This is a genomic window from Arthrobacter sp. UYCu511 (genome assembly GCF_040547105.1).
In the GTDB taxonomy this organism is placed as follows: domain Bacteria; phylum Actinomycetota; class Actinomycetes; order Actinomycetales; family Micrococcaceae; genus Specibacter; species Specibacter psychrochitiniphilus.
The window spans coordinates 201,318-219,512 of sequence record NZ_JBEPPB010000001.1; the positions used below are offsets into that span (position 1 = coordinate 201,318).

An 18,195-nucleotide genomic window follows, 5' to 3' on the forward strand; every position below is an offset into this window, starting at 1 on the left:
GCTTTCAACAGTACCCACCTAAGCTGCGCTCGTGCCGGTTATGCCAGCGGTGGATTCAATGACGTCCCGCATTTTCTTGTTCAGGGCCTCGTAGAACATGGAGTGGGGGAACTCATCATCCATGACGGCGTCGGTCATTTCACGTAGTGGCGCCGTCAACGGCAGGGCGTCCGGACCCTTGGCCCAGAGTGAGGCCGGGTGGGGTGTCAACGTGGCGGAGACCAGCTGGTAGGCGGCGAGCCAGTGCGCCACCTTGGGCCTGTCAATGGAACGCCAATACAGCTCCTCAATCTCATGGCCCAAGGCAATCACCACGGCGGGCACTTCTGCCCAGTCAATGCTCAGCTTGGTGTCGGTCCAGTGCAGCACGTGGTGCTGGTGCAGCCAGGCGAAGAGCAGCTGCCCGCCCAGGCCGTCGTAGTTGCGCACCCGGGAGCCTGTGATGGCGAAGCGGAAAATCCTGTCAAAAATGACGGCATACTGAACAAGTTTTGCGTGTTTGCGAGCCTCAGCAGAGGCGTTCTCATCCGCTTCCACGGCCACGGATTCGCGGTACGCAGTGAGGTCGCAGCGTAACTCTTCCAACGAATACAGGAAGTACGGCATGCGCTGCTTGATCATGAACGGATCAAAGGGCAGGTCCCCGCGCATGTGTGTCCTGTCATGGATGAGGTCCCACATGATGAAGGTTTCCTGCGTCAGTTCCTGATTCTCTAAAAGTTCCAGAGCATCTGCCGGCAATTCCAGGCGGGTCACTTGTGCTGCCTCCCGGACCACCCGGCGGAAGCGGGCGGCTTCGCGGTCCTGGAAGATGGCGCCCCACGTGAACGCGGGAGTTTCGCGGACGGCGACGCTTTCGGGAAAGAGGACGGCGGAGTTGCTGTTGTAGCCGGGGGTGAAGTCAATGAACCGCAGGGGAACAAAAAGCTTGTTGGAATAGTCCCCGGCTTCCAGTTCGCTAATGAATTCAGGCCACAGCGTTTCTACGAGTACGGCCTCCACCAGGCGGGACGTTGAACCGTTTTGGGTGTACATGGGGAACACCACCAGATGCCCCAAGCCGTTGACGCGGTGGTCTTGAGGGTAGAAGGCCAACAGAGAATCAAGGAAGTCAGGCACGCCCAGCCCTTGTGCGAGCCACTTGGTGAAATCATCCACCAGCAGGTGCAGGTACTCGCCGTCGTGGGGGAAATAAGGTGCCAGGGCAGTAATGGCAGCTGTGATGGCCTCAATTAGCTCCGCCGCAACGGGGTGGTTGGCTTCCTCCGGCACGGAGCCGTCCTTGACCTGGAGTTCCGCCAGTGCCGTGGCAGCCTGTTTCAGGGCCAGCCACGCAGGGTGATGGGCCAGCTCAGAGTAATCGAAGGAACTGGCGTCAAAGAAATTGGCGTTATTGATGGTTTCCAGCGTCAGACTCATGGCCGTCTCCTAGGCTCGTCGGTGGCCGGAGGTGTTCCAGACCGGTTGATTCCGAGCGTAGCAATGGAATAGAAGATCTAATGTCAAAAGAGCCTGAGCATAAGAAACTCTCTGGCTCAGAGTGTTGTGAACAATTCAGGCGACAGTTCTCTTGAGCCTTTTGGCGGGGGACTTCCCGTGAGCTCCCCGCAGAGCCCAGCTCCCCGCAGGGCCTTTAGGCTGGGTCAGCAGGGCGAAGGGTCAGGCAGATGGAATTGATGCAGAAGCGTTCGTCCGTGGGGGTGTCGTACCCTTCACCCTTGAAGAGGTGGCCTAAGTGAGAATCGCACGCGGTGCAGCGCACTTCGATGCGTTCCATACCGAGTGTTTTATCATGCAGGTACCGCACGGTGCCTTCTGCCAGCGGTGCAAAGAAGGAAGGCCAGCCGCAGTGTGAGGAGAACTTCTCCTTGGAAGTGAAAAGCTCGGCACCGCAGGCGCGGCATTCGTACACGCCCTCCTGCATGGAGTCCCAGTACTCGCCGGTAAAGGGGCGCTCTGTGCCAGCCTTGCGCAGGACCTTATACTCGGCAGGCGAAAGTTCTTCGCGCCACTGAGAATCGCTCTTGGTAACGGTGGGGGAGTTCTCAAAGCTGTTCATACTGTTGCCAACGTTTAAGAGTCACCAATAAATCCCGAATCAGAGTACAAATGCAAAACGGGGAGCCCCAGCTTGCGTTGTGCCTGATGCGCCCAGTCCTGCCGGAAGGTGTCTGCCACGGCGTGCGGGCGGGTGACCACCACGGCCTGCCGAGCGCCGGATTCGGTGACTTTGGCAACCAGGGAGGCAACGGCGTCGCCCTCGGCAACAGTGCCAGTGGCCTTGGCCCCGGCTTCGGCAAGCGAGGACAAGGAGGCCGCCAAGATGTCCGCAGCCTCTGCCCTGACAGTGTTAACGTCAGGCTTTTCGCGGAATTCCCGCAGGGCGCCGGGCAGATCCAGCATGGTCAGTTGATCAACCACGTCCACCAGTAGATTGCGCCGAGTATCTGCCGGCACTACCAGGACCAACTCCACATCATCCTCAGGCCCGTAGAGCTCCGTGATGTTTCCCGCGTCAATGGACGTCAGTGCTTCTTCTGTCAAAATGATGATTGCCTCGCTCATGGCACCAGCATATGCGTCCTGAGAAGAAAACAATGAACAAGCACAGAGAAGTGCGAAGAAAGTTACGAAAGCTCCGGTGCGCCGCTCGACGCGCGCCGGGGCAGTGGGCACAATGGTGGCATGGCATCCTCTTCTCAGCCCTCGCGTCCATGGCTCAAGTGGGGCGCCCTCGGTGCCGCAGCGGCGGGGACCGGGGCAGCCGTTGTGGTGACGGCAACCTCTGGCCTTGCCGCCTACTTTGCCCGCCGCGTAGTGACCCCGGAAAAGCAGCGAGTGGACGATGTTGCAATTCTCGCCGTCATTGCCGACGGCCCGGCGTTGCAGATCGTGCTCGAGGCCACACCCGACACCACCATTGATGGCAGCTACGGGCTGTTCTTCAACAACAGCCGCGCCCACGCCGTGATTGGCAAAATCATCTCCTATGTTCCGCGCGAAGGCAGCGTCACGCGTGAAGTACTTGCCGTGCACGGTGGGGATTTGCGCACCGCCACGGCCGGCTGGTGGTCCGGCAACCTCCACGCACACCCCGAAGAGATGGGGCTGCTCAGTGAGGACATCACCTTGAACCTTCCCGTGGGCCCAGCACCTGCCTGGCTGCTGCCGGCCCCCGATCCCGGAGCGAGCTGGGCCATCATGGTCCATGGGCGCGGAGCCACCCGCAATGAGGGGCTGCGGGCCGTTCCCACAGCGCACCGTCTGGGTATGAATGCGCTCCTGATGTCCTATAGGAACGACGGCGATGCCCCCGCAGCGCCAGACGGACGGTATGGGCTGGGGGTCACCGAATGGGCCGATGTGGAAGTCGCCATTGACTTTGCCATCTCCCGTGGGGCCAAGGACGTGGTGCTCTTTGGCAATTCCATGGGTGGGACCATCAGCCTGCAGACGGCCGATCTGGCCCGCAACCGCAAACACGTCTTGGCGTTGGTGCTAGATGCTCCCGTCATCAACTGGGTTAACGTGCTAGCGCACCAGGCACAGCTGAACCGGATCCCCAACTTCATTGGCCAATACGCCGAGGTCATGCTGACCCACCCACTGGGCCGGCGCATTACGGGCCTGGCTGGGCCCGTAAACCTCAAGAGTATGGACTGGGTTTCGCGCGCCGTTGAATTGCGGACACCGTCACTGATTCTGCACAGCATTGATGATGATTTTGTGCCCTATGAGCCCACGGCGGAACTGGCGCGGCGCAATCCAGAGATGGTCACGTTCGAGCCGTTCAGCAAGGCCCGGCACACCAAGGAATGGAATGTGGACCCGGAACGGTGGGAAAACGTGGTGGAAGCCTGGCTGCGGCCACGGCTGGGCTGCTACGGCCTGCCACGGAGCTAAGTTCCAAGCCTCACGGTTTGTAGGTATCTACCTTTCGTGGGTGCCAAGACGGGCAACAGCTTAGGCGGGCATCAGCTAGGACCGGCCGTGCTCAGCCAGCAGCTGCAACGGTCAACTTCGGCATCCAAGATCACGCGCCTAGAGTCCGGTCACCGGCTCGGGCATGGGCCCGGGCCAGCGTCTGCCCGCACACTGACGCGTAGAATTTTGCACCGCGAGGGCGGATGTCGTCAACGTTCACGGAACCCTTCCAATCGTGGAGTTGCCGTAGGTAAAAGTCCCTGATGATCCCGTCCACTCCCTCCGCGGACTGCCACCCGAGGAAGATGTCCCCCGATGCCTGAAGCAGACGCTGACCCTCAACCACCCGTTGCCCGTGGCTGGGATACTGGCTGGGCCCAAGGTATCGCTCAAGTACCGATTCCTGGGCCTCCTTGGCCTGAAGGACCAGAGGGTCGTTTGCGTCCCTGCCCGTCAGGAGCAGAATCCAGGCCCGGGTGCCAACGCTTCCTACACCAACCACCTTGCGAGCCATATGTACAAATGAGAACTCCTTGACCGGATGGTTCTTGAAAGCCAGAGTGGCCGCGTACTCGTGCAGGAGCATTCGCATCGAATCCTCGAGCCGGTTGCGTGCTCCAGCATCGCCAATCAGGTCCTCGATGGGTTCAATGAGCGGGGGATCCGCCTGAATCCGCAGCTCGCCGTCGATCTCCCGCACAAGTTTGGAAAATACAGCTGCACTGTCCTTAGTACGCGCCTTGGCCACAATTGCTTGGGTCTTCTTTACCTGGCGCTTGCCGGCCCGCTTAGCTTCTTTCTCTGACCGGACCCATGAAAGTATGCGGTCCGCGTCCAGCCGGTCGTACCAGGCGTCCAGCACGCGCGCCTTGGCAGCCCCACGCATTTGCTTGCGGTAGCCCTCTGCAACGGCCAGCGTTGTCTTCCGCCGTTGTTGTGCTGTGAATCCGGCATTGCGGGTGCCGATCTCAAAGCTTGCCGCCAGACGTTTGAGGTCCCACTCCCACGGCCCTGGCAGGGTTTCATCGAAATCGTTGATATCGAACGTTAACTTGCGCTCTGCGGTTCCGAAAACACCGAAATTCGAGAGGTGGGCGTCGCCACAGAGTTGTGTCATGATGCCTGAGTTTGGTGTGGTCGATAGATCCGCGGCCATGAGAAGCGCCGCCCCCCCCGAAAAAAGGTAAACGGCGAGACCATCATCTGCCCGTAACGAATGGGCACGAGCTCGGGGACACGCAGGACCGATTGTCCCTCAAGAAGAGTGACGGGATCCGGCCGGTCAGGTGCGGAACCCACCGTGCGTGGCTTGATCTGGGGCATTCTTTCCTTGCCGTCCGGCCGCCGCTGCGCCGTTCCTCGGCGGTTAATTTAGGCATGACATTCCTCCACATCCTCGCAGGCGATGCCCCTGTCTGAATAGGCAAGGAGGGTCTCATAAAGCTTGATCTGGCGTACAGGAAGCGAGTCCGCCCGCCTTCACCATCAGTATGTCAGCAGCTTGGGGTGGGGGCTAGAGGCCGACGAGAAACGATTCACGCCCTCAAGGGGCGGTTAGCACCGTGGACGGTGCCCAGTTTGGAGACGCACGGGCCGCCTTGACACTATCTGGGAATAGGCAATAGATCTCTCCGCTTGGTGGCCGCCTATAGATAGTCTTGTCCCTGAAAAATTCGCAATACCGCATCGTGGTGCCATCCAAGCATCGAGGGCGTCTAGCTGACCGTCCAGATCGCTGTGGGTTGAAATGATCGGGAGAATCTTGTTAGAGAGGCCTACCCTTAAATTACTTGCCCATGGCTGTAGACGTCAGCCGAGATCATTGTTGGGATGTTGCAGGTCTTGCCCGTGAGGAGAGAGTTTCCGGCTGTGTAAAGCCCACTCCGTGCCTCACGTTTGTCCAGTCCGCACGGGGATAATCAGAAAGGTTTTCAACTCGTCAAAGAAGGCTGAGGCAAATTTCGTGTTTAGAACGCCAGGACCGGGGTGGGCTTAGGCCGCCAGAAGCTGGCGCAGGACGTTGTGGAGGATCCCGCCGTTTTGGAAATATGCGGCCTTGGCGGGGTGTCGATCCGCACGATTGCTTTGATGTCTCGGGACTCTCCATCCTGTTGAACCCGCACCAAGACTTGTTTTGGGATGTCGGCGGCGCCGGCTAGCCCCATGATGAAGTACTCCTCTTCACCGCTGAGCCCAAGCGTCTCTGCGTTCTCGCCGGGGCTGAACTGTAGCGGGAGCACGCCCAGTCCCTGGAGGAGCCCGAGCCGTATTCGGCCCCGGCGATAACAATCAATGGGACGTTGTCTTAGAGATATTTCCGTGACGCCTCGAAGATGCTCAGCTGTTCGCCGTCTGGCAGATGGCGAGTGAATCCCACCCCCTCGGTGCCGGGCACCAACTTATTGCGCAGTCTGAGGTTGACGAACGTGCCCCGGATCATAACTTCATGGGTGCCGCAGCGAGATCCGTAGGAGTTGAAGTCGACGCGCTGTACGCCGTGCTACAGCAGATAACGGTCGGCGAACATCCGTCGAAGCATCATCCCAGGCGTACATGTCGGCGGTGGGAATTTGAAGATTTTGCCAGTTGTGATCCCCATCGAAGACGTTGGCTTAGCCGGGCGCAAACAGCTTGTCATGAACTGCTTCGCCAACCACTTCCTGGATTTTTTGGCTGGAGGGCCAGATATCGCGCAGGTAGACGGGCTCACCCGACGCGCCCTCGCCCAGTGAATCCGTGAGCAGGTCAATGTTCATGGTGCCGGCCAGCGCATAGGCGACCACGAGCGGTGGTGAGGCAAGAACATTCATTTGGGTCTGGGGGTGGATCCTGCCCTCGAAGTTGCGGTTCCCGCTGAGCACCGAACTGACAGTGAGATCGTTGGCTGTCACGGCCTGTGGTGCCTGCGGAATTAGCGGACCGGAGCTGCCGATGCAGGTGGTGACGACGCGGCCGTGCTCGACAATAACCGGCGTTGTGCCCGGCAATGTTACTTGAGCCGGATTCGACGGGTACTGTGAGGTCGCTCCGTCACCGCCACCGTCTCCGTCGCTGCCACGGTCCACGGGCCGGTCGCCTGGGCGATCCCTGTCGCAGGCCAGCGGGATGCGATCCTGCGGGCGCTTGGGACTGTCGATGAATGGTTCCACCCCGGCCAGCTCGAACTCGACAGACTGGGAATGGCTCGCTCCGTGCCCGGCGTCATGCCAGAGCCCCTGTTCCTTGACGCAGGCCACCACCAGCTGAATTTGCTGTTCCGGCCATTCGGTCAGACGAAGATAATCCAAGGTGATCGCGCCGATCGGGAAAATTGCGCAAGTTCAACCATATTCCGGGCTCATATTTCCAAGGGTGGCGCGATTGGCCAGTGGAATGGCAACCACACCCGGACCGTAAAAACCGACACCCCAGCCCAACACGCCGAGACCTTTGACCACGGGCGTGTGGGTGTGGTGCTGTCCGGGCTATCCGGATATGCCTGGCGCAGCGCCACGCCATTAACGCTGCCGGGTCCTTTTGCAGCCTCCCGGGTGAAGATCACGCGGGAGAGGTACTCAAGGTTGATCTGGTGACAGATGCCTGTATCGGGGGGCGGACCAGGAAGTCGGAGAAGGCCTGCTGCGCCCAGCGCAGCAGTTCACGTTGGTAGCGTTCCTTGTTGCGGAAGAATTCCAGCTTTGCGTTGGCCGCAAATGCGCCCGAAGTGCCGAAAACATCAGTGATGACAGAGTGGTCAATCACCAGTTCCGAGGGGATCAACGGGTAGATCTTCTGAGGATCACCGACCAGCCGACCTTCTTCATTGCTTGCATTGCCAACCGTCAGCGTAGTGCGGGCTCCGAAACTGTTCCACAGCGGGGCCTAGGATCAGGTGTTTTCTTTGGGCAATGCGGACAGGACATCGGCATTGAGGAAGGAGATCATGTCCAGTGGGATTCCCACCGGGCACACGGCGGTGCATTCGCCGATCTGTGTGCAGCCGCCGAATCCTTCGGCGTCGTGTTGGTTGACCATGGCCAGTGCCCGTTCGTGGCGTTCGGGCTGGCCTTGGGGGAGAACGCCCAGGTGGTTGGCCTTGGCTCCGGTGAAGAGCATTCCTGATCCGTTGGGGCAGGCTGCGATGCAGGCTCCGCAGCCGATGCACACGGCGGCGTCGAAAGCTCGGTCAGCGTCTTTTTTGGGCACGAGGGTTGCCGCGGCGTCCGGGGCTGATCCTGTGGGGGCGCTGATATAGCCGCCCGCCTGGATGATCCTGTCCAAGGCGCTTCGGTCCACGATGAGGTCCCGCAGGATCGGGAAGGAAGCAGAGCGCCACGGTTCAATGTCTATGGTGTCGCCGTCGTTGAAGTGGCGCATGTATAGCTGGCAGGTGGTGGTGAGCGCCTCGGGGCCGTGGGCGATCCCGTTGATGACCAGGCTGCACATGCCGCAGATGCCTTCGCGGCAGTCGTGGTCAAAGGCCACCGGATCGTCTCCGGCAGCACTGAGCTGGTCGTTGAGTACGTCGAGCATTTCCAGAAAAGACATGTCGGGGGAGACTCCGTCCACCCGGTAGCTGACCATCTGGCCCGCGGCGGTTTGGTCGTGTTGGCGCCAGATGCGCACGGTGATGTTCATTTGTAGCTCCTCTGCGCCAGTTCCACGTTGTGATACTCGAGGTTCTCCTTGCGCAACCGCGGAGGGGAGCCTTCGCCGGTGAATTCCCACGCCGCAACATAGGCGAAGGCATCATCGTTGCGCAACGCCTCGCCGTCGCCGGTTTGGCTTTCGGTGCGGAAATGGCTGCCGCAGGATTCACCACGGTGGAGCGCATCGATGCACATGAGCTCGGCCAATTCGAAGAAGTCTGCGACCCGGCCTGCACGTTCCAGCGTCTGGTTCAGTTCCTCGTTCATGCCGGTGACCTTGACGTCCAACCAAAACTCCGCCTTGAGCGCACGAATCAGACCAACAGCATGTTCAAGGCCCTCGGCGTTGCGTTCCATTCCGCAGTACTCCCACACGATGGCTCCGAGCTCCTTGTGGAAGGAGTCAACGGTCCGGTTGCCGTCAATGGACAGGAAGCGGTTGAGGCGTTCGCGGACCGTTTCCAGCGCTTTCACTGCCTCTGGGTGGGAGGAATCTGCGGTGCCAACAGGGTTTTTGGCGAGGTAGTCGTTGATGGTGTTGGGCAGGATGAAGTACCCGTCAGCCAAACCCTGCATCAGTGCGCTGGCACCCAGCCTGTTGGCGCCGTGGTCGGAGTAGTTGGCCTCACCGATAACGAACAACCCGGGGATGGTGCTCTCCAGGTCGTAGTCAACCCACAGCCCGCCCATGGTGTAATGCACGGCCGGGTAGATGCGCATCGGGGACCGGTATGGGTCCTCGTCGGTGATCTTTTGGTACATGTCCAGGAGGTTGCCGTATTTCTCCTCGATCGCGTCCCTGCCCAGACGGGTGATGGCATCCGCCAAATCAAGATATACCCCGCGCCCGCCAGGCCCCACACCGCGGCCGGCGTCGCACTGGTTCTTGGCGGCACGGGAGGCGACGTCCCTGGGGACGAGGTTGCCGAAGGCTGGATATTGGCGCTCGAGGTAGTAGTCCCGTTCGTCCTTGGGAATATCCCCGGGTGCCCGGGTGTCCCCGGCCTGCACAGGCACCCAGATGCGCCCGTCGTTGCGCAACGATTCGCTCATCAGTGTCAGCTTTGATTGGTGTTCGCCGCTGACAGGGATGCACGTCGGGTGGATTTGGGTGAAGCAAGGATTGGCGAACAAAGCACCCTTGCGGTGGGCCCGCCACGTGGCACTGGTGTTGCACCCCATGGCGTTGGTGGAGAGGTGGTAGACGTTGCCGTAGCCTCCTGTGGCAAGGACGACGGCGTCCGCCAGGTGGGTCTCCAGCGTCCCGTCCACGAGGTCCCGGACCACAACCCCGCGTGCCAAGCCGTCGATGACGATGAGTTCGAGCATTTCGTGGCGGGTGTGCACTTCCACCGTACCTGCGCTGACCTGGCGCTCAAGGGCTTGATAAGCGCCCAGCAGCAGTTGCTGGCCTGTCTGCCCGCGTGCGTAGAACGTCCTGGACACCTGTACCCCGCCAAAGGAGCGCGTGTCCAGCAGACCGCCGTAGTCTCGGGCGAAGGGAACCCCCTGGGCAACGCACTGGTCGATGATGGCGGAACTGACCTCCGCGAGCCGGTAAACATTTGACTCCCTGGACCGGTAGTCCCCGCCCTTGACGGTGTCGTAAAAAAGACGGCGGATGCTGTCGCCGTCATTGCGGTAGTTTTTGGCTGCGTTGATTCCGCCCTGGGCTGCAATGCTGTGGGCGCGCCGGGGGCTGTCCTGGTAGCAGAAACTCTTGACGTGGTAGCCGGCTTCGCCCAAGGTGGCCGCAGCCGAGGAGCCAGCCAGCCCGGTGCCGACAATGATGACGGAGAGCTTGCGCCGGTTGGCAGGGTTGATCAGCTTGGCACCGAAACGGCGGGTCTCCCACTGGTCCTGAAGCGGCCCGGCGGGGGCCTTCGCATCCTGAATCGGTTCTCCCACCGTGAATAACGGCTCCATCAGCTCACCCATCCTGTGAAGATTGCCAGCGGTGGAACGAGAAAGCCCACCAGAATGATCAGCATGACAACGGTTGCCAGCTGATTGAGGAAACGCCGTGTGGCGACGGATTTGTTGGCGCCCAGGGAAGCGAAAGCGCTCCAGATTCCATGGCGCAGATGGAAGCCGAGGGCAATGAGGGCGATCACGTAAGAGAGCACAACCCACCAGATTTGGAACCCGTTGACCATTCTTTGGTAGGGGCTGTCAGAGGCACCACCGGGTGCAATGACATCCGCGGAGAGGTGCAGCAGGTGGTAGATCACGAAGAGGCCTATGATCACCCCGCCCCAGCGCATGGTGAACGAGGAGTAGCTTCGTTGGACGCCGCGCCGGTTCTTGGTGGTCTCGTATCGCCAACCGCCTTTGCCTGCCGTGGCCCGGCGCGAGCGGTGCCACAGGGTGAACGCGGAAAAGATGTGGAGCAGGACACTGACCAGCAAAATTACCCGCAGGATCCACAACGCGCCCGCATACGGCAGCAGTGGCTGGCCGATCTCCCGCAAATACCCGGCATAACTGTCAAAGCCCTGTTGGCCCTCGAAGACCTTCAGATTGCCATACATGTGGGCTAACAAAAAAAGGATCATGATCAGCCCGCTGATCGCCATTGCCGCGTGTAGCGCCACAGATGAACGCGCTGCGGTAGAGCGCACACCGGCCACATTGCCCGTTCTCATGCGCCCACCCTAGGCTCCGTTCCGCCAACACGCCAGCAGGGGCAGGCGCTTTGAAGGGCACCGCCAACTACCCGTCCCCGGCCCTAGCCTCAGCCAGGACTCTCTCCAACGGGATTTTCGAATCTGCTAACCGTGCCACATCGACTTGCCGGCCGCAGCGCACCAGGGCCTTGATGGTCTCGGTCTGGTCCCAGATGTTCACGTTCATACCTGCCAGCACCCGGCGGTCCTTGAGCCAGAACGTCATGAATGTCAGAGCTGCCGGGTCGCCGCGGAATATGATCTCGTTGTAACTGCCAGGGGCCACATAGCCGGAATACTCCATCCCCAGCTCGTACTGGTCGCTGTAGAAATAAGGCAGCTCCGCATAGACTGCGTCCTGCCCCAGCATGGACCGGGCCGCCACGGCCGGCTGGCTCAGTGCGTTATACCAGTGCTCACTGCGGATGTGTTTGCCCAGCAGCGGGTGGAAGGCGTTGGCAACATCCCCGGCAGCGTAGATATCGGGATCTGAGGAGCGCAGGTGCTTATCAACCATGACACCATTCTCAAGCTCCAGTCCGGCTGCCTGTGCCAGCAATGTGTTGGGTACGGCGCCAATGCCTGCCACTACAAGGTCCACACCGAGCTGCGAACCGTCGCTTAGCGCCACGCCGGTGGGCTGCCGGGGATCATCGCCAATGATCCGGGTCGCCTGGACGCCGCAACGCAGGTCCACGCCATGGTCGCGGTGTATCTTGGCAAATATTTCGGCCGGTGCGGTGCCTAGAATTCGTTGGAGCGGAAGCTCTCCCCGTTCCAGCACAGTCACTTCCAGACCCGCCGCGCGTGCGGCTGCGGCGACTTCGAGCCCAATCCATCCGGCGCCGAGGATTGCCACACGTGATGAAATTGAAAGCGCAAATTTTAGTTGTTGGCTATCTTCGATGCGGCGCAGGTAATACACCCGATGTCTGTCGCTGCCGGGGACCGAAAGCTGACGTGGTGACGCTCCGGTGGCCAGCAACAATTTGTCGTAGCTGACAGGTCCGCCTCGGGCACAGTCCACCCTGTGTGCTGAACGATCAATCCCTGTGACCTTGGTGCTGGTGCGAAGCTCGACGTTGTGCTCGGCATACCAAGACTGGGCATGAACAAAGATCTTTTCCCGCTCTGATTTTCCCTGCAGAAAATCCTTGGACAGCGGCGGCCGCTCATAGGGACGCTCGGGCTCCTGTCCAAGAAGCACTATGCGCCCGGCAAAGCCCTCCTCACGCAGTGCCTGGGCAGTCTTTGCCCCGGCCAACCCGGCTCCAACAATGACGAAAGTCTCTTGGGCTCCCATGCTCTCTTCCTCTGTGCGGACTGAGCCGCTATTGATTTAGATCGATTGGCTGTAACCAAAGAATTCGTGATCGTTGTTGTAACCGCCTTGGCCACCGCCAACTTCGGAGAAGTCCTCAACGAATTCGATGCCCTTGATCCACTTGACCATTTTGAAACCGAGCTGGACCTCATTACGCAGCCGCAGAGGGGCGCCATGGCCGTAGGACAGGGCTTGATCGTTCATATCGTAAGCGAGCATAGTCAGCTCATAATGCATTTGCTCGATGGGTTGGGCATCGTAATACAGGCCCTTGTCGGAGCCCTCGGCGAAGGAGTAGAAAACAACCCACTTGGCTTCCGGGGCTGGTTTGACCAGGTCCATGATGGTTTGCAGTGAGACGCCTCCCCATTTTGCAACCCCTGACCAGCCCTGGATACAAAAGTGCTGGGTGATCTGCTCATGCTGGGGTAGGGCACGCAACGCCATCAGATCCAGGTGCACAGGGTTCGCTACCAGCCCGCTGACCTGCAACTTATAGTTGGCGAAGTCGCCATCCCTGAGGTCTTTATATTCCTGTGATTCGGGATATTTGCCGTTGTGCCAGAAATAGGGGGAGATGTCCTTCTCCGTGTACTGCCCCGGCTTGGAATCGATATGTTCGAATAAACGTTGTGCGGGGCCAATCAAGGCATACCCGACCCGTTGTACCTTCCGAGGGTAACGGTACGTCAGCGGAGTCGCTGCCACCCAGGCGACCACCACGATGACCATAGACGCGGCAAAAATCCAGAACCCGGTCCAGGATTCGCTCTCCTGCGCGGCATACATGTGATTGAGGTTGGCTAAAGCACCAGTCGTCAGGACCAAGGTGACATGGATGACGATGAACAAACAGAAATAGCACATGACTAAAAAGTGCAGGGACCGGGCCACCTGAATACTGAAAATGCTACTGATCCACCTGAATTTTGTGGACAGTGCTGGCGACATGCCCAAGCCCGTGATCAGTGCCAGCGGAGCTGCGATGAAGACGGTCAGGAAATACGCGATCAGCTGCAGGCTGTTGTAGTTGGTCCAGCCTGTTTCAACGGGCCAGTTCAAGGACAAGTATTGGATGGCGACTGAGATGGAGTTGGGGATGACGTCCCAGTGCAGCGGCACCAGACGCAGCCACTGCCCCGTGGAGAAGAGCAGAACATAGAAAATGAGGCCATTGAGCAGCCACAGCGTGTCGATGCCCAAGTGCCACCAACGTGCCAGCCCGATGGTGTGGCGCCGGCCCGGCAAGCCGACTCCGGCGGGCAACGTGATGGAGTCTTCTTTTGCGGTGTACAGCGGATTGGTGGGAACAGGTTTTTGCATCCGGAACCAGCCCCTGCCCGGGGTGCTGTGGCGGGTCCAGTACAGCCGGGGATGATCGGCTAAGATCTGCCAACCTGAGCGGATGATGAAGAGCATGAAGAACAGGTTCAAGAAATGCTGCCAGCCCAGCCACGCAGGGAAGCCTACAGGGGCATCGGCGCGAAGTCTTGATGTTCCGGGATACTCGGCCATGAAAGCCGCCACCCCAGGGAGCCCGCGGATACCCTTGGCCACCGCGATCCCGATGACCAACACTACGAAGCCGATCGGAATCAGCCACAGCAGGTTAAACCACTTGCTGGCACCGATCCGTACCCGGGGAGCCACCCCGTATTGTGCCGGAATCGAGCCAGCCCACTCGGGGTCGATGACGTCGTCGTCCTTGTGAGTGAGTTCTGAGCGGAAGCTCTTGTAGGTGGGTGGACCCTCATCCGTTGCGGGCACCGGAGGCAGCTGGGAGTGTGCGCCTTGGGCAGGGACGGATGAGGTTTCTGATGGAGGATCCAGATTATCGTCTGGGTGACGTGCCATATTTTTGAGCCTATCCCCACTGGTGTGGATCTGCTAGGGTGCCAAGCTGACCACTGTCGATGGATGAATCCCAGCGTGGCGGTTGCGCCGGCTATGTCCTTGGTGGTGTCTTGTGGCGTATCAGTTTGCTCTTGTCCTCAAGTTCTAGACCGCTGACCTCAGGCAGCAGTGCCTTGACGAACCAGAAGGACAAGACGGCAAAGAACGCAAACCCGGCGTAGACGAAGCCAAGGCCGACGGCGGCACTCATGATCGGGAAGAGCAGTGTCACGATGAAGTTGAAGATCCAGTTGAATGCTGTGGCAATACCTAGGGCCAGTCCACGGATCTTGTTCGGGAAGACCTCTCCTAAGACCACCCACATCACAGGCCCCCACGTGGCGGCAAAGAAGATGACGAACAAGTTGGCACCGACTAAGGCGATCGGCCCCCATGGTGCCGCGAGAGTGAGGGAGTCCCCTGAACCAGTCGCTTGGGAGAACGAGATGGCGGCCGCAATAAGCCCCACGAACATGCCCGCCGAACCCACGAGCAGCAGGCGCTTACGGCCTACACGATCGACGAAGAAGATGGCCACAAACGTCAATAGAACGTTAATGGTGGCCGTGATGACGGAGGTTGTAAAAGAGTCTTGTTGGCTGAACCCAACAGACTGCCACAACGTGGTGGAGTAATAGAAGATCGCGTTAATACCCACCAGCTGTTGAAAGGCGGCCATGCCGATGCCGATCCATAGGATGGGTTGGAGCCCCAGTGCGGGCCCGCGCAAGTCGCGGTAGGTGGAGCGCTTTTCGTTTTCCAAGCTGTCTTGAATTTCTTTCAGGCGCTGCTCCGGGTTCGCTGGATTGGCGACGCGCACAATCACCGCGAGCGCTTCCTTACTGCGGCCCTTGCGGATTAGAAAATGGGGAGATTCGGGGATGGTCAGCGACAACAAACCATAGACGACGGCGGGAATGACACCAACCAGCAGCATCCACCGCCAGGCAGGCATGCCCCACCACAGTTCGTTGCTGGCGCCGCCTGCAGCCCCGGCCAGACCGGCGTCGGAGAGCAGTGCCAAAAAGATGCCCAGGGTGATGGCTAATTGCTGGAGCGAGCTCAGCGCGCCACGCATGCGGGCAGGGGCCATCTCACCAATGTAGGCAGGGGCTATGACCGAGGCGATGCCAATGGCGAGTCCACCAATAAGCCGCCACGTCATCAGGTCCCACACGGCGAAGGCGTATCCCGAGCCGATAGAGCTGGCAACAAACAAGAGCGCGGCCAAGACCATGACGGGCTTGCGTCCCCAGATATCTGCAAGTTGTCCGGCGAACCATGCGCCGACGGCACAGCCGATCAAGGTGATGGCGACGGTGAACCCGATGGCTGCGGAACCGAGGTTGAAGTCGGACTGGATTGAATTGACGGCGCCGTTGATCACCGATGTGTCAAAACCGAAGAGCAGACCACCCAACGCGGCCGCGAGGGTGATGACGATGATTCTTCCCTTATGGGGAATGGATTCGCCCCCGGGACGCGGGACGGCCTCTTCTGCTGGACTTGTTCCCACGTGGAACCGCGATCCTGGCCCTCTTGGATGGTCACTAGCGAAGCTGGGCCTGTTCTTGGGCTGTGGCCGTCGGCTGCCATGCGGCTCGGCAACCTTGTGAGGAAATCTATCACTTTGCCCACAAACGCAACAGAGCAGGCAACGGTGCAACAGCAGCCACATCTGTACACCTGAGGGCGGCTGTCTGGCTGTGTTCTGTGCTCTGGTAACTAGGGGCTCTGGTGGCTGTGGATCCACGGGTGTAGCTTGATTAAAGGTGCCGCCCAGACCCTGCAGTTCACTGTCTTGATCACTCATGGAAGATTTCCACGAGAACCCCCGGTGGCAGGAGCCCCACCATGCATGAAGAACATCTTGCTATCAACCGCAGACTAGCTGCACAGTTGCGGGTGGACTCTATCCGTTGCAGCACCAGTGCCGGTTCAGGCCACCCCACCTCGTCCTTGTCCGCGGCAGATCTGATGGCGGTCCTTTTGACGGGACATCTGCGTTACAACTGGGATCAACCCGATTCCCCGGTCAATGACCATCTGATCTTCTCCAAGGGCCATGCGTCCCCGCTGTTGTACTCCATGTACAGGGCTGTCGGGGTGGTCGATGAGGACGAGCTCCTCAATACCTACCGCCGCTTGGGGGCGCGCCTGGCCGGGCACCCCACCCCGACAATTCCATGGGTTGATGTGGCAACAGGTTCCTTAGGCCAGGGCCTGCCCGACGCCGTCGGGATCGCCTTGGCCGGGAAGTACCTAGACAAGTTGCCCTTCCACGTGTGGGTGTTGTGCGGGGACAGCGAGACGGCTGAGGGCTCCATCTGGGAGGCGTTGGACAAGGCCAGCTATTACCAGTTGGGGAACTTGACCGCGATTGTGGACATCAACAGGCTGGGCCAGCGCGGCCCCACTGAACTTCAATGGGATGTACAGCGATATGTTGCCCGTGTGGAAGCTTTTGGGGCCCGTGCCATCGTCATTGACGGTCACGACCTAGCTGCCATCGATACGGCACTGCGCCAAGCTCGCTCCGATACAGATACGCCCACAGTGATCCTAGCCAGGACCATTAAGGCCAAGGGCGTGACGGAGTTGGAGGACAAGAACGGCTGGCACGGCTTGGCTCTCCCGCCGGAGATGGCGGAACGGGCCATCAGTGCGCTGGGTGGACCCACCCATTTGGTCATCAAAACACTTTCACCAACCCAGGGCCACGCAGTCCCGGCCATCAAAGCCAACCCGGGTGCCGCCGTCGTACTTCCCAGCTATGAACTGGGCGAGAAGGTGGCCACCAGGGTAGCCTTCGGAGCTGCCATCGCCGCACTGGCGGCCCGCCCCGAGGTCGTCGTCCTTGACGGGGAGGTCGGGAACTCAACGCACGCCGAAGAGTTCGCCAAAGTGTGCCCAGAACGGTACTTTGAAATGTTCATCGCAGAGCAACAGCTGGTCGCATCGGCCGTGGGCTTCGCGGTGCGCGGATACATCCCGTTCGTCTCCACGTTCGCGGTATTTTTCTCCCGCGCCTTTGACTTCATCCGTATGGCAGGGATCTCACAGGTCAACATCCGATTGGTAGGCTCCCACGCCGGAGTTGAGATCGGGGAGGACGGACCATCCCAGATGGCGCTGGAAGACCTAGCCGCCCTGCGCGCTGTATACGGTTCGGTCATTTTGTACCCCGCTGATGCCACCTGCGCTGCCAAGCTCACCCTGACGATGGCCGACACCGAAGGCATTGTTTACCTGCGCACCACAAGGGGCGCTTACCCGGTGATCTATCCCGCTGCCGAAGCGTTCCCTGTTGGCGGCTCGAAACTCCACCGCGCCGGGCCCGAGGACCAGGTGGCCCTGATCGGCGCCGGCGTGACGCTCCATGAGTGCCTGTCTGCTGCCGAGGAACTTGCGAAGTTGGGCATCATGGCCCGGGTCATTGACGCCTACTCGGTCAAACCCATCGACAGGGCGGCCCTGATTGAGGCCTGCAACGTCACCGGCAGCCGTCTGGTCGTGGTGGAGGACCACTATCCTGAAGGGGGATTGGGCAGCGCGGTGCTGGAAGCCTTGGCCGATGCCCCCGTGCCCGCACTGAGAATTGCGCACTTGGCCGTCCGCGGACTGCCCACTTCAGGCAAGCCCTCCGAGCTCCTGGACGCCGCTGGCCTATCTTCCCGGCACATTGTGACGGCCGCACGCGAACTAGCCGGGCGCGGACACAGCGATGACTGACACAGCGGGCACTGAAACATAAGGAAAC

16 protein-coding genes and 1 pseudogene are annotated in these 18,195 nt (G+C 60.2%); 2 read left to right on the plus strand and 15 right to left on the minus strand.

Features of this window, described 5'->3' with window-relative positions; all coding sequences use genetic code 11:
• Positions 1-18: 18 nt before the first annotated feature.
• The 3 genes from ABIB48_RS00865 to ABIB48_RS00875 all read right to left on the minus strand — a co-directional run bounded on the left by ABIB48_RS00865 (position 19) and on the right by ABIB48_RS00875 (position 2,565).
• Positions 19-1,419, minus strand: a complete 1,401-nt coding sequence (locus ABIB48_RS00865) for a DUF6421 family protein (protein ID WP_354211411.1) — start codon at positions 1,417-1,419, stop codon at positions 19-21.
• Positions 1,420-1,633: 214 nt separating this feature from the next.
• Positions 1,634-2,059 carry a peptide-methionine (R)-S-oxide reductase MsrB gene (gene msrB / locus ABIB48_RS00870; RefSeq protein ID WP_110106109.1) on the minus strand — a complete coding sequence of 142 codons (426 nt, stop codon included), beginning with the start codon at positions 2,057-2,059 and terminating at the stop codon, positions 1,634-1,636.
• Positions 2,060-2,073: 14 nt separating this feature from the next.
• Positions 2,074-2,565: a hypothetical protein gene (locus ABIB48_RS00875; protein WP_354211414.1), complete on the minus strand. Its 492-nt coding sequence runs from the start codon at positions 2,563-2,565 to the stop codon at positions 2,074-2,076.
• A 120-nt stretch (positions 2,566-2,685) separates the two neighbouring features.
• Between ABIB48_RS00875 and ABIB48_RS00880 the strand changes: the two genes are divergently transcribed.
• Complete coding sequence (locus tag ABIB48_RS00880) at positions 2,686-3,903, plus strand: alpha/beta hydrolase family protein (protein WP_110106111.1); 1,218 nt, start codon at positions 2,686-2,688, stop codon at positions 3,901-3,903.
• 130 nt (positions 3,904-4,033) lie between these two features.
• Here the strand turns inward: ABIB48_RS00880 and ABIB48_RS00885 are convergent, their stop codons facing one another.
• The 12 genes and pseudogenes from ABIB48_RS00885 to ABIB48_RS00940 form a co-directional block, all read right to left on the minus strand.
• Positions 4,034-5,080, minus strand: coding sequence for a DUF2252 domain-containing protein (locus ABIB48_RS00885; protein WP_354211416.1), 1,047 nt, complete (start codon positions 5,078-5,080; stop codon positions 4,034-4,036).
• Positions 5,038-5,247 (minus strand): DUF2252 family protein, encoded by a 210-nt coding sequence (locus tag ABIB48_RS00890; RefSeq protein ID WP_354211418.1) that lies wholly within the window; start codon positions 5,245-5,247, stop codon positions 5,038-5,040. The genes ABIB48_RS00885 and ABIB48_RS00890 overlap by 43 nt, the downstream gene beginning before the upstream one ends.
• A 644-nt stretch (positions 5,248-5,891) precedes the next feature.
• Positions 5,892-6,164 (minus strand): hypothetical protein, encoded by a 273-nt coding sequence (locus tag ABIB48_RS00895; RefSeq protein ID WP_354212043.1) that lies wholly within the window; start codon positions 6,162-6,164, stop codon positions 5,892-5,894.
• Positions 6,080-6,364: pseudogene (locus tag ABIB48_RS00900) on the minus strand (hypothetical protein). The gene ABIB48_RS00895 and the pseudogene ABIB48_RS00900 overlap by 85 nt, the downstream one beginning before the upstream one ends.
• A gap of 172 nt (positions 6,365-6,536) precedes the next feature.
• The gene (locus tag ABIB48_RS00905; protein WP_502914094.1) at positions 6,537-7,235 is read right to left on the minus strand and encodes an aconitase family protein; all 699 of its coding nucleotides are present in this window, start codon (positions 7,233-7,235) and stop codon (positions 6,537-6,539) included.
• Between the two features lie 226 nt (positions 7,236-7,461).
• Positions 7,462-7,683, minus strand: coding sequence for a hypothetical protein (locus ABIB48_RS00910; RefSeq protein ID WP_306457006.1), 222 nt, complete (start codon positions 7,681-7,683; stop codon positions 7,462-7,464).
• Between the two features lie 108 nt (positions 7,684-7,791).
• Positions 7,792-8,541, minus strand: a complete 750-nt coding sequence (locus ABIB48_RS00915) for a succinate dehydrogenase/fumarate reductase iron-sulfur subunit (RefSeq protein ID WP_110106117.1) — start codon at positions 8,539-8,541, stop codon at positions 7,792-7,794.
• Entirely contained in the window at positions 8,538-10,478 is a 1,941-nt protein-coding gene (locus ABIB48_RS00920) for a fumarate reductase/succinate dehydrogenase flavoprotein subunit (protein WP_502914080.1), read from the minus strand. Before ABIB48_RS00920 ends, ABIB48_RS00915 begins: the two co-directional genes overlap by 4 nt.
• Positions 10,478-11,197 carry a succinate dehydrogenase cytochrome b subunit gene (locus tag ABIB48_RS00925; RefSeq protein WP_179442403.1) on the minus strand — a complete coding sequence of 240 codons (720 nt, stop codon included), beginning with the start codon at positions 11,195-11,197 and terminating at the stop codon, positions 10,478-10,480. Before ABIB48_RS00925 ends, ABIB48_RS00920 begins: the two co-directional genes overlap by 1 nt.
• 67 nt (positions 11,198-11,264) lie before the next feature.
• Positions 11,265-12,521 (minus strand): NAD(P)/FAD-dependent oxidoreductase, encoded by a 1,257-nt coding sequence (locus ABIB48_RS00930; protein WP_354211425.1) that lies wholly within the window; start codon positions 12,519-12,521, stop codon positions 11,265-11,267.
• Between the two features lie 36 nt (positions 12,522-12,557).
• Positions 12,558-14,396 carry a molybdopterin-dependent oxidoreductase gene (locus ABIB48_RS00935; protein WP_354211427.1) on the minus strand — a complete coding sequence of 613 codons (1,839 nt, stop codon included), beginning with the start codon at positions 14,394-14,396 and terminating at the stop codon, positions 12,558-12,560.
• Positions 14,397-14,487: 91 nt separating this feature from the next.
• Positions 14,488-15,951: a sugar porter family MFS transporter gene (locus ABIB48_RS00940; RefSeq protein ID WP_354211429.1), complete on the minus strand. Its 1,464-nt coding sequence runs from the start codon at positions 15,949-15,951 to the stop codon at positions 14,488-14,490.
• Positions 15,952-16,289: 338 nt separating this feature from the next.
• Here ABIB48_RS00940 and ABIB48_RS00945 point away from each other — a divergent pair, with 338 nt between their 5' ends.
• On the plus strand, positions 16,290-18,167 hold the full coding sequence (locus tag ABIB48_RS00945) for a transketolase (protein ID WP_354211431.1): 1,878 nt from the start codon (positions 16,290-16,292) through the stop codon (positions 18,165-18,167).
• The last annotated feature ends 28 nt before the right edge of the window (positions 18,168-18,195 follow it).

Excerpts from the sequence above, each read along its gene's own strand:
- ABIB48_RS00865 (WP_354211411.1), bottom strand. The coding sequence starts at position 1,419 with ATGAGTCTGACGCTGGAAACCATCAATAACGCCAATTTCTTTGACGCC.
- msrB (WP_110106109.1), bottom strand. The coding sequence starts at position 2,059 with ATGAACAGCTTTGAGAACTCCCCCACCGTTACCAAGAGCGATTCTCAG.
- ABIB48_RS00875 (WP_354211414.1), bottom strand. The coding sequence starts at position 2,565 with ATGAGCGAGGCAATCATCATTTTGACAGAAGAAGCACTGACGTCCATT.
- ABIB48_RS00880 (WP_110106111.1), top strand. The coding sequence starts at position 2,686 with ATGGCATCCTCTTCTCAGCCCTCGCGTCCATGGCTCAAGTGGGGCGCC.
- ABIB48_RS00885 (WP_354211416.1), bottom strand. The coding sequence starts at position 5,080 with ATGGCCGCGGATCTATCGACCACACCAAACTCAGGCATCATGACACAA.
- ABIB48_RS00890 (WP_354211418.1), bottom strand. The coding sequence starts at position 5,247 with ATGCCCCAGATCAAGCCACGCACGGTGGGTTCCGCACCTGACCGGCCG.
- ABIB48_RS00915 (WP_110106117.1), bottom strand. The coding sequence starts at position 8,541 with ATGAACATCACCGTGCGCATCTGGCGCCAACACGACCAAACCGCCGCG.
- ABIB48_RS00920 (WP_502914080.1), bottom strand. The coding sequence starts at position 10,478 with ATGGAGCCGTTATTCACGGTGGGAGAACCGATTCAGGATGCGAAGGCC.
- ABIB48_RS00925 (WP_179442403.1), bottom strand. The coding sequence starts at position 11,197 with ATGAGAACGGGCAATGTGGCCGGTGTGCGCTCTACCGCAGCGCGTTCA.
- ABIB48_RS00930 (WP_354211425.1), bottom strand. The coding sequence starts at position 12,521 with ATGGGAGCCCAAGAGACTTTCGTCATTGTTGGAGCCGGGTTGGCCGGG.
- ABIB48_RS00935 (WP_354211427.1), bottom strand. The coding sequence starts at position 14,396 with ATGGCACGTCACCCAGACGATAATCTGGATCCTCCATCAGAAACCTCA.
- ABIB48_RS00945 (WP_354211431.1), top strand. The coding sequence starts at position 16,290 with ATGCATGAAGAACATCTTGCTATCAACCGCAGACTAGCTGCACAGTTG.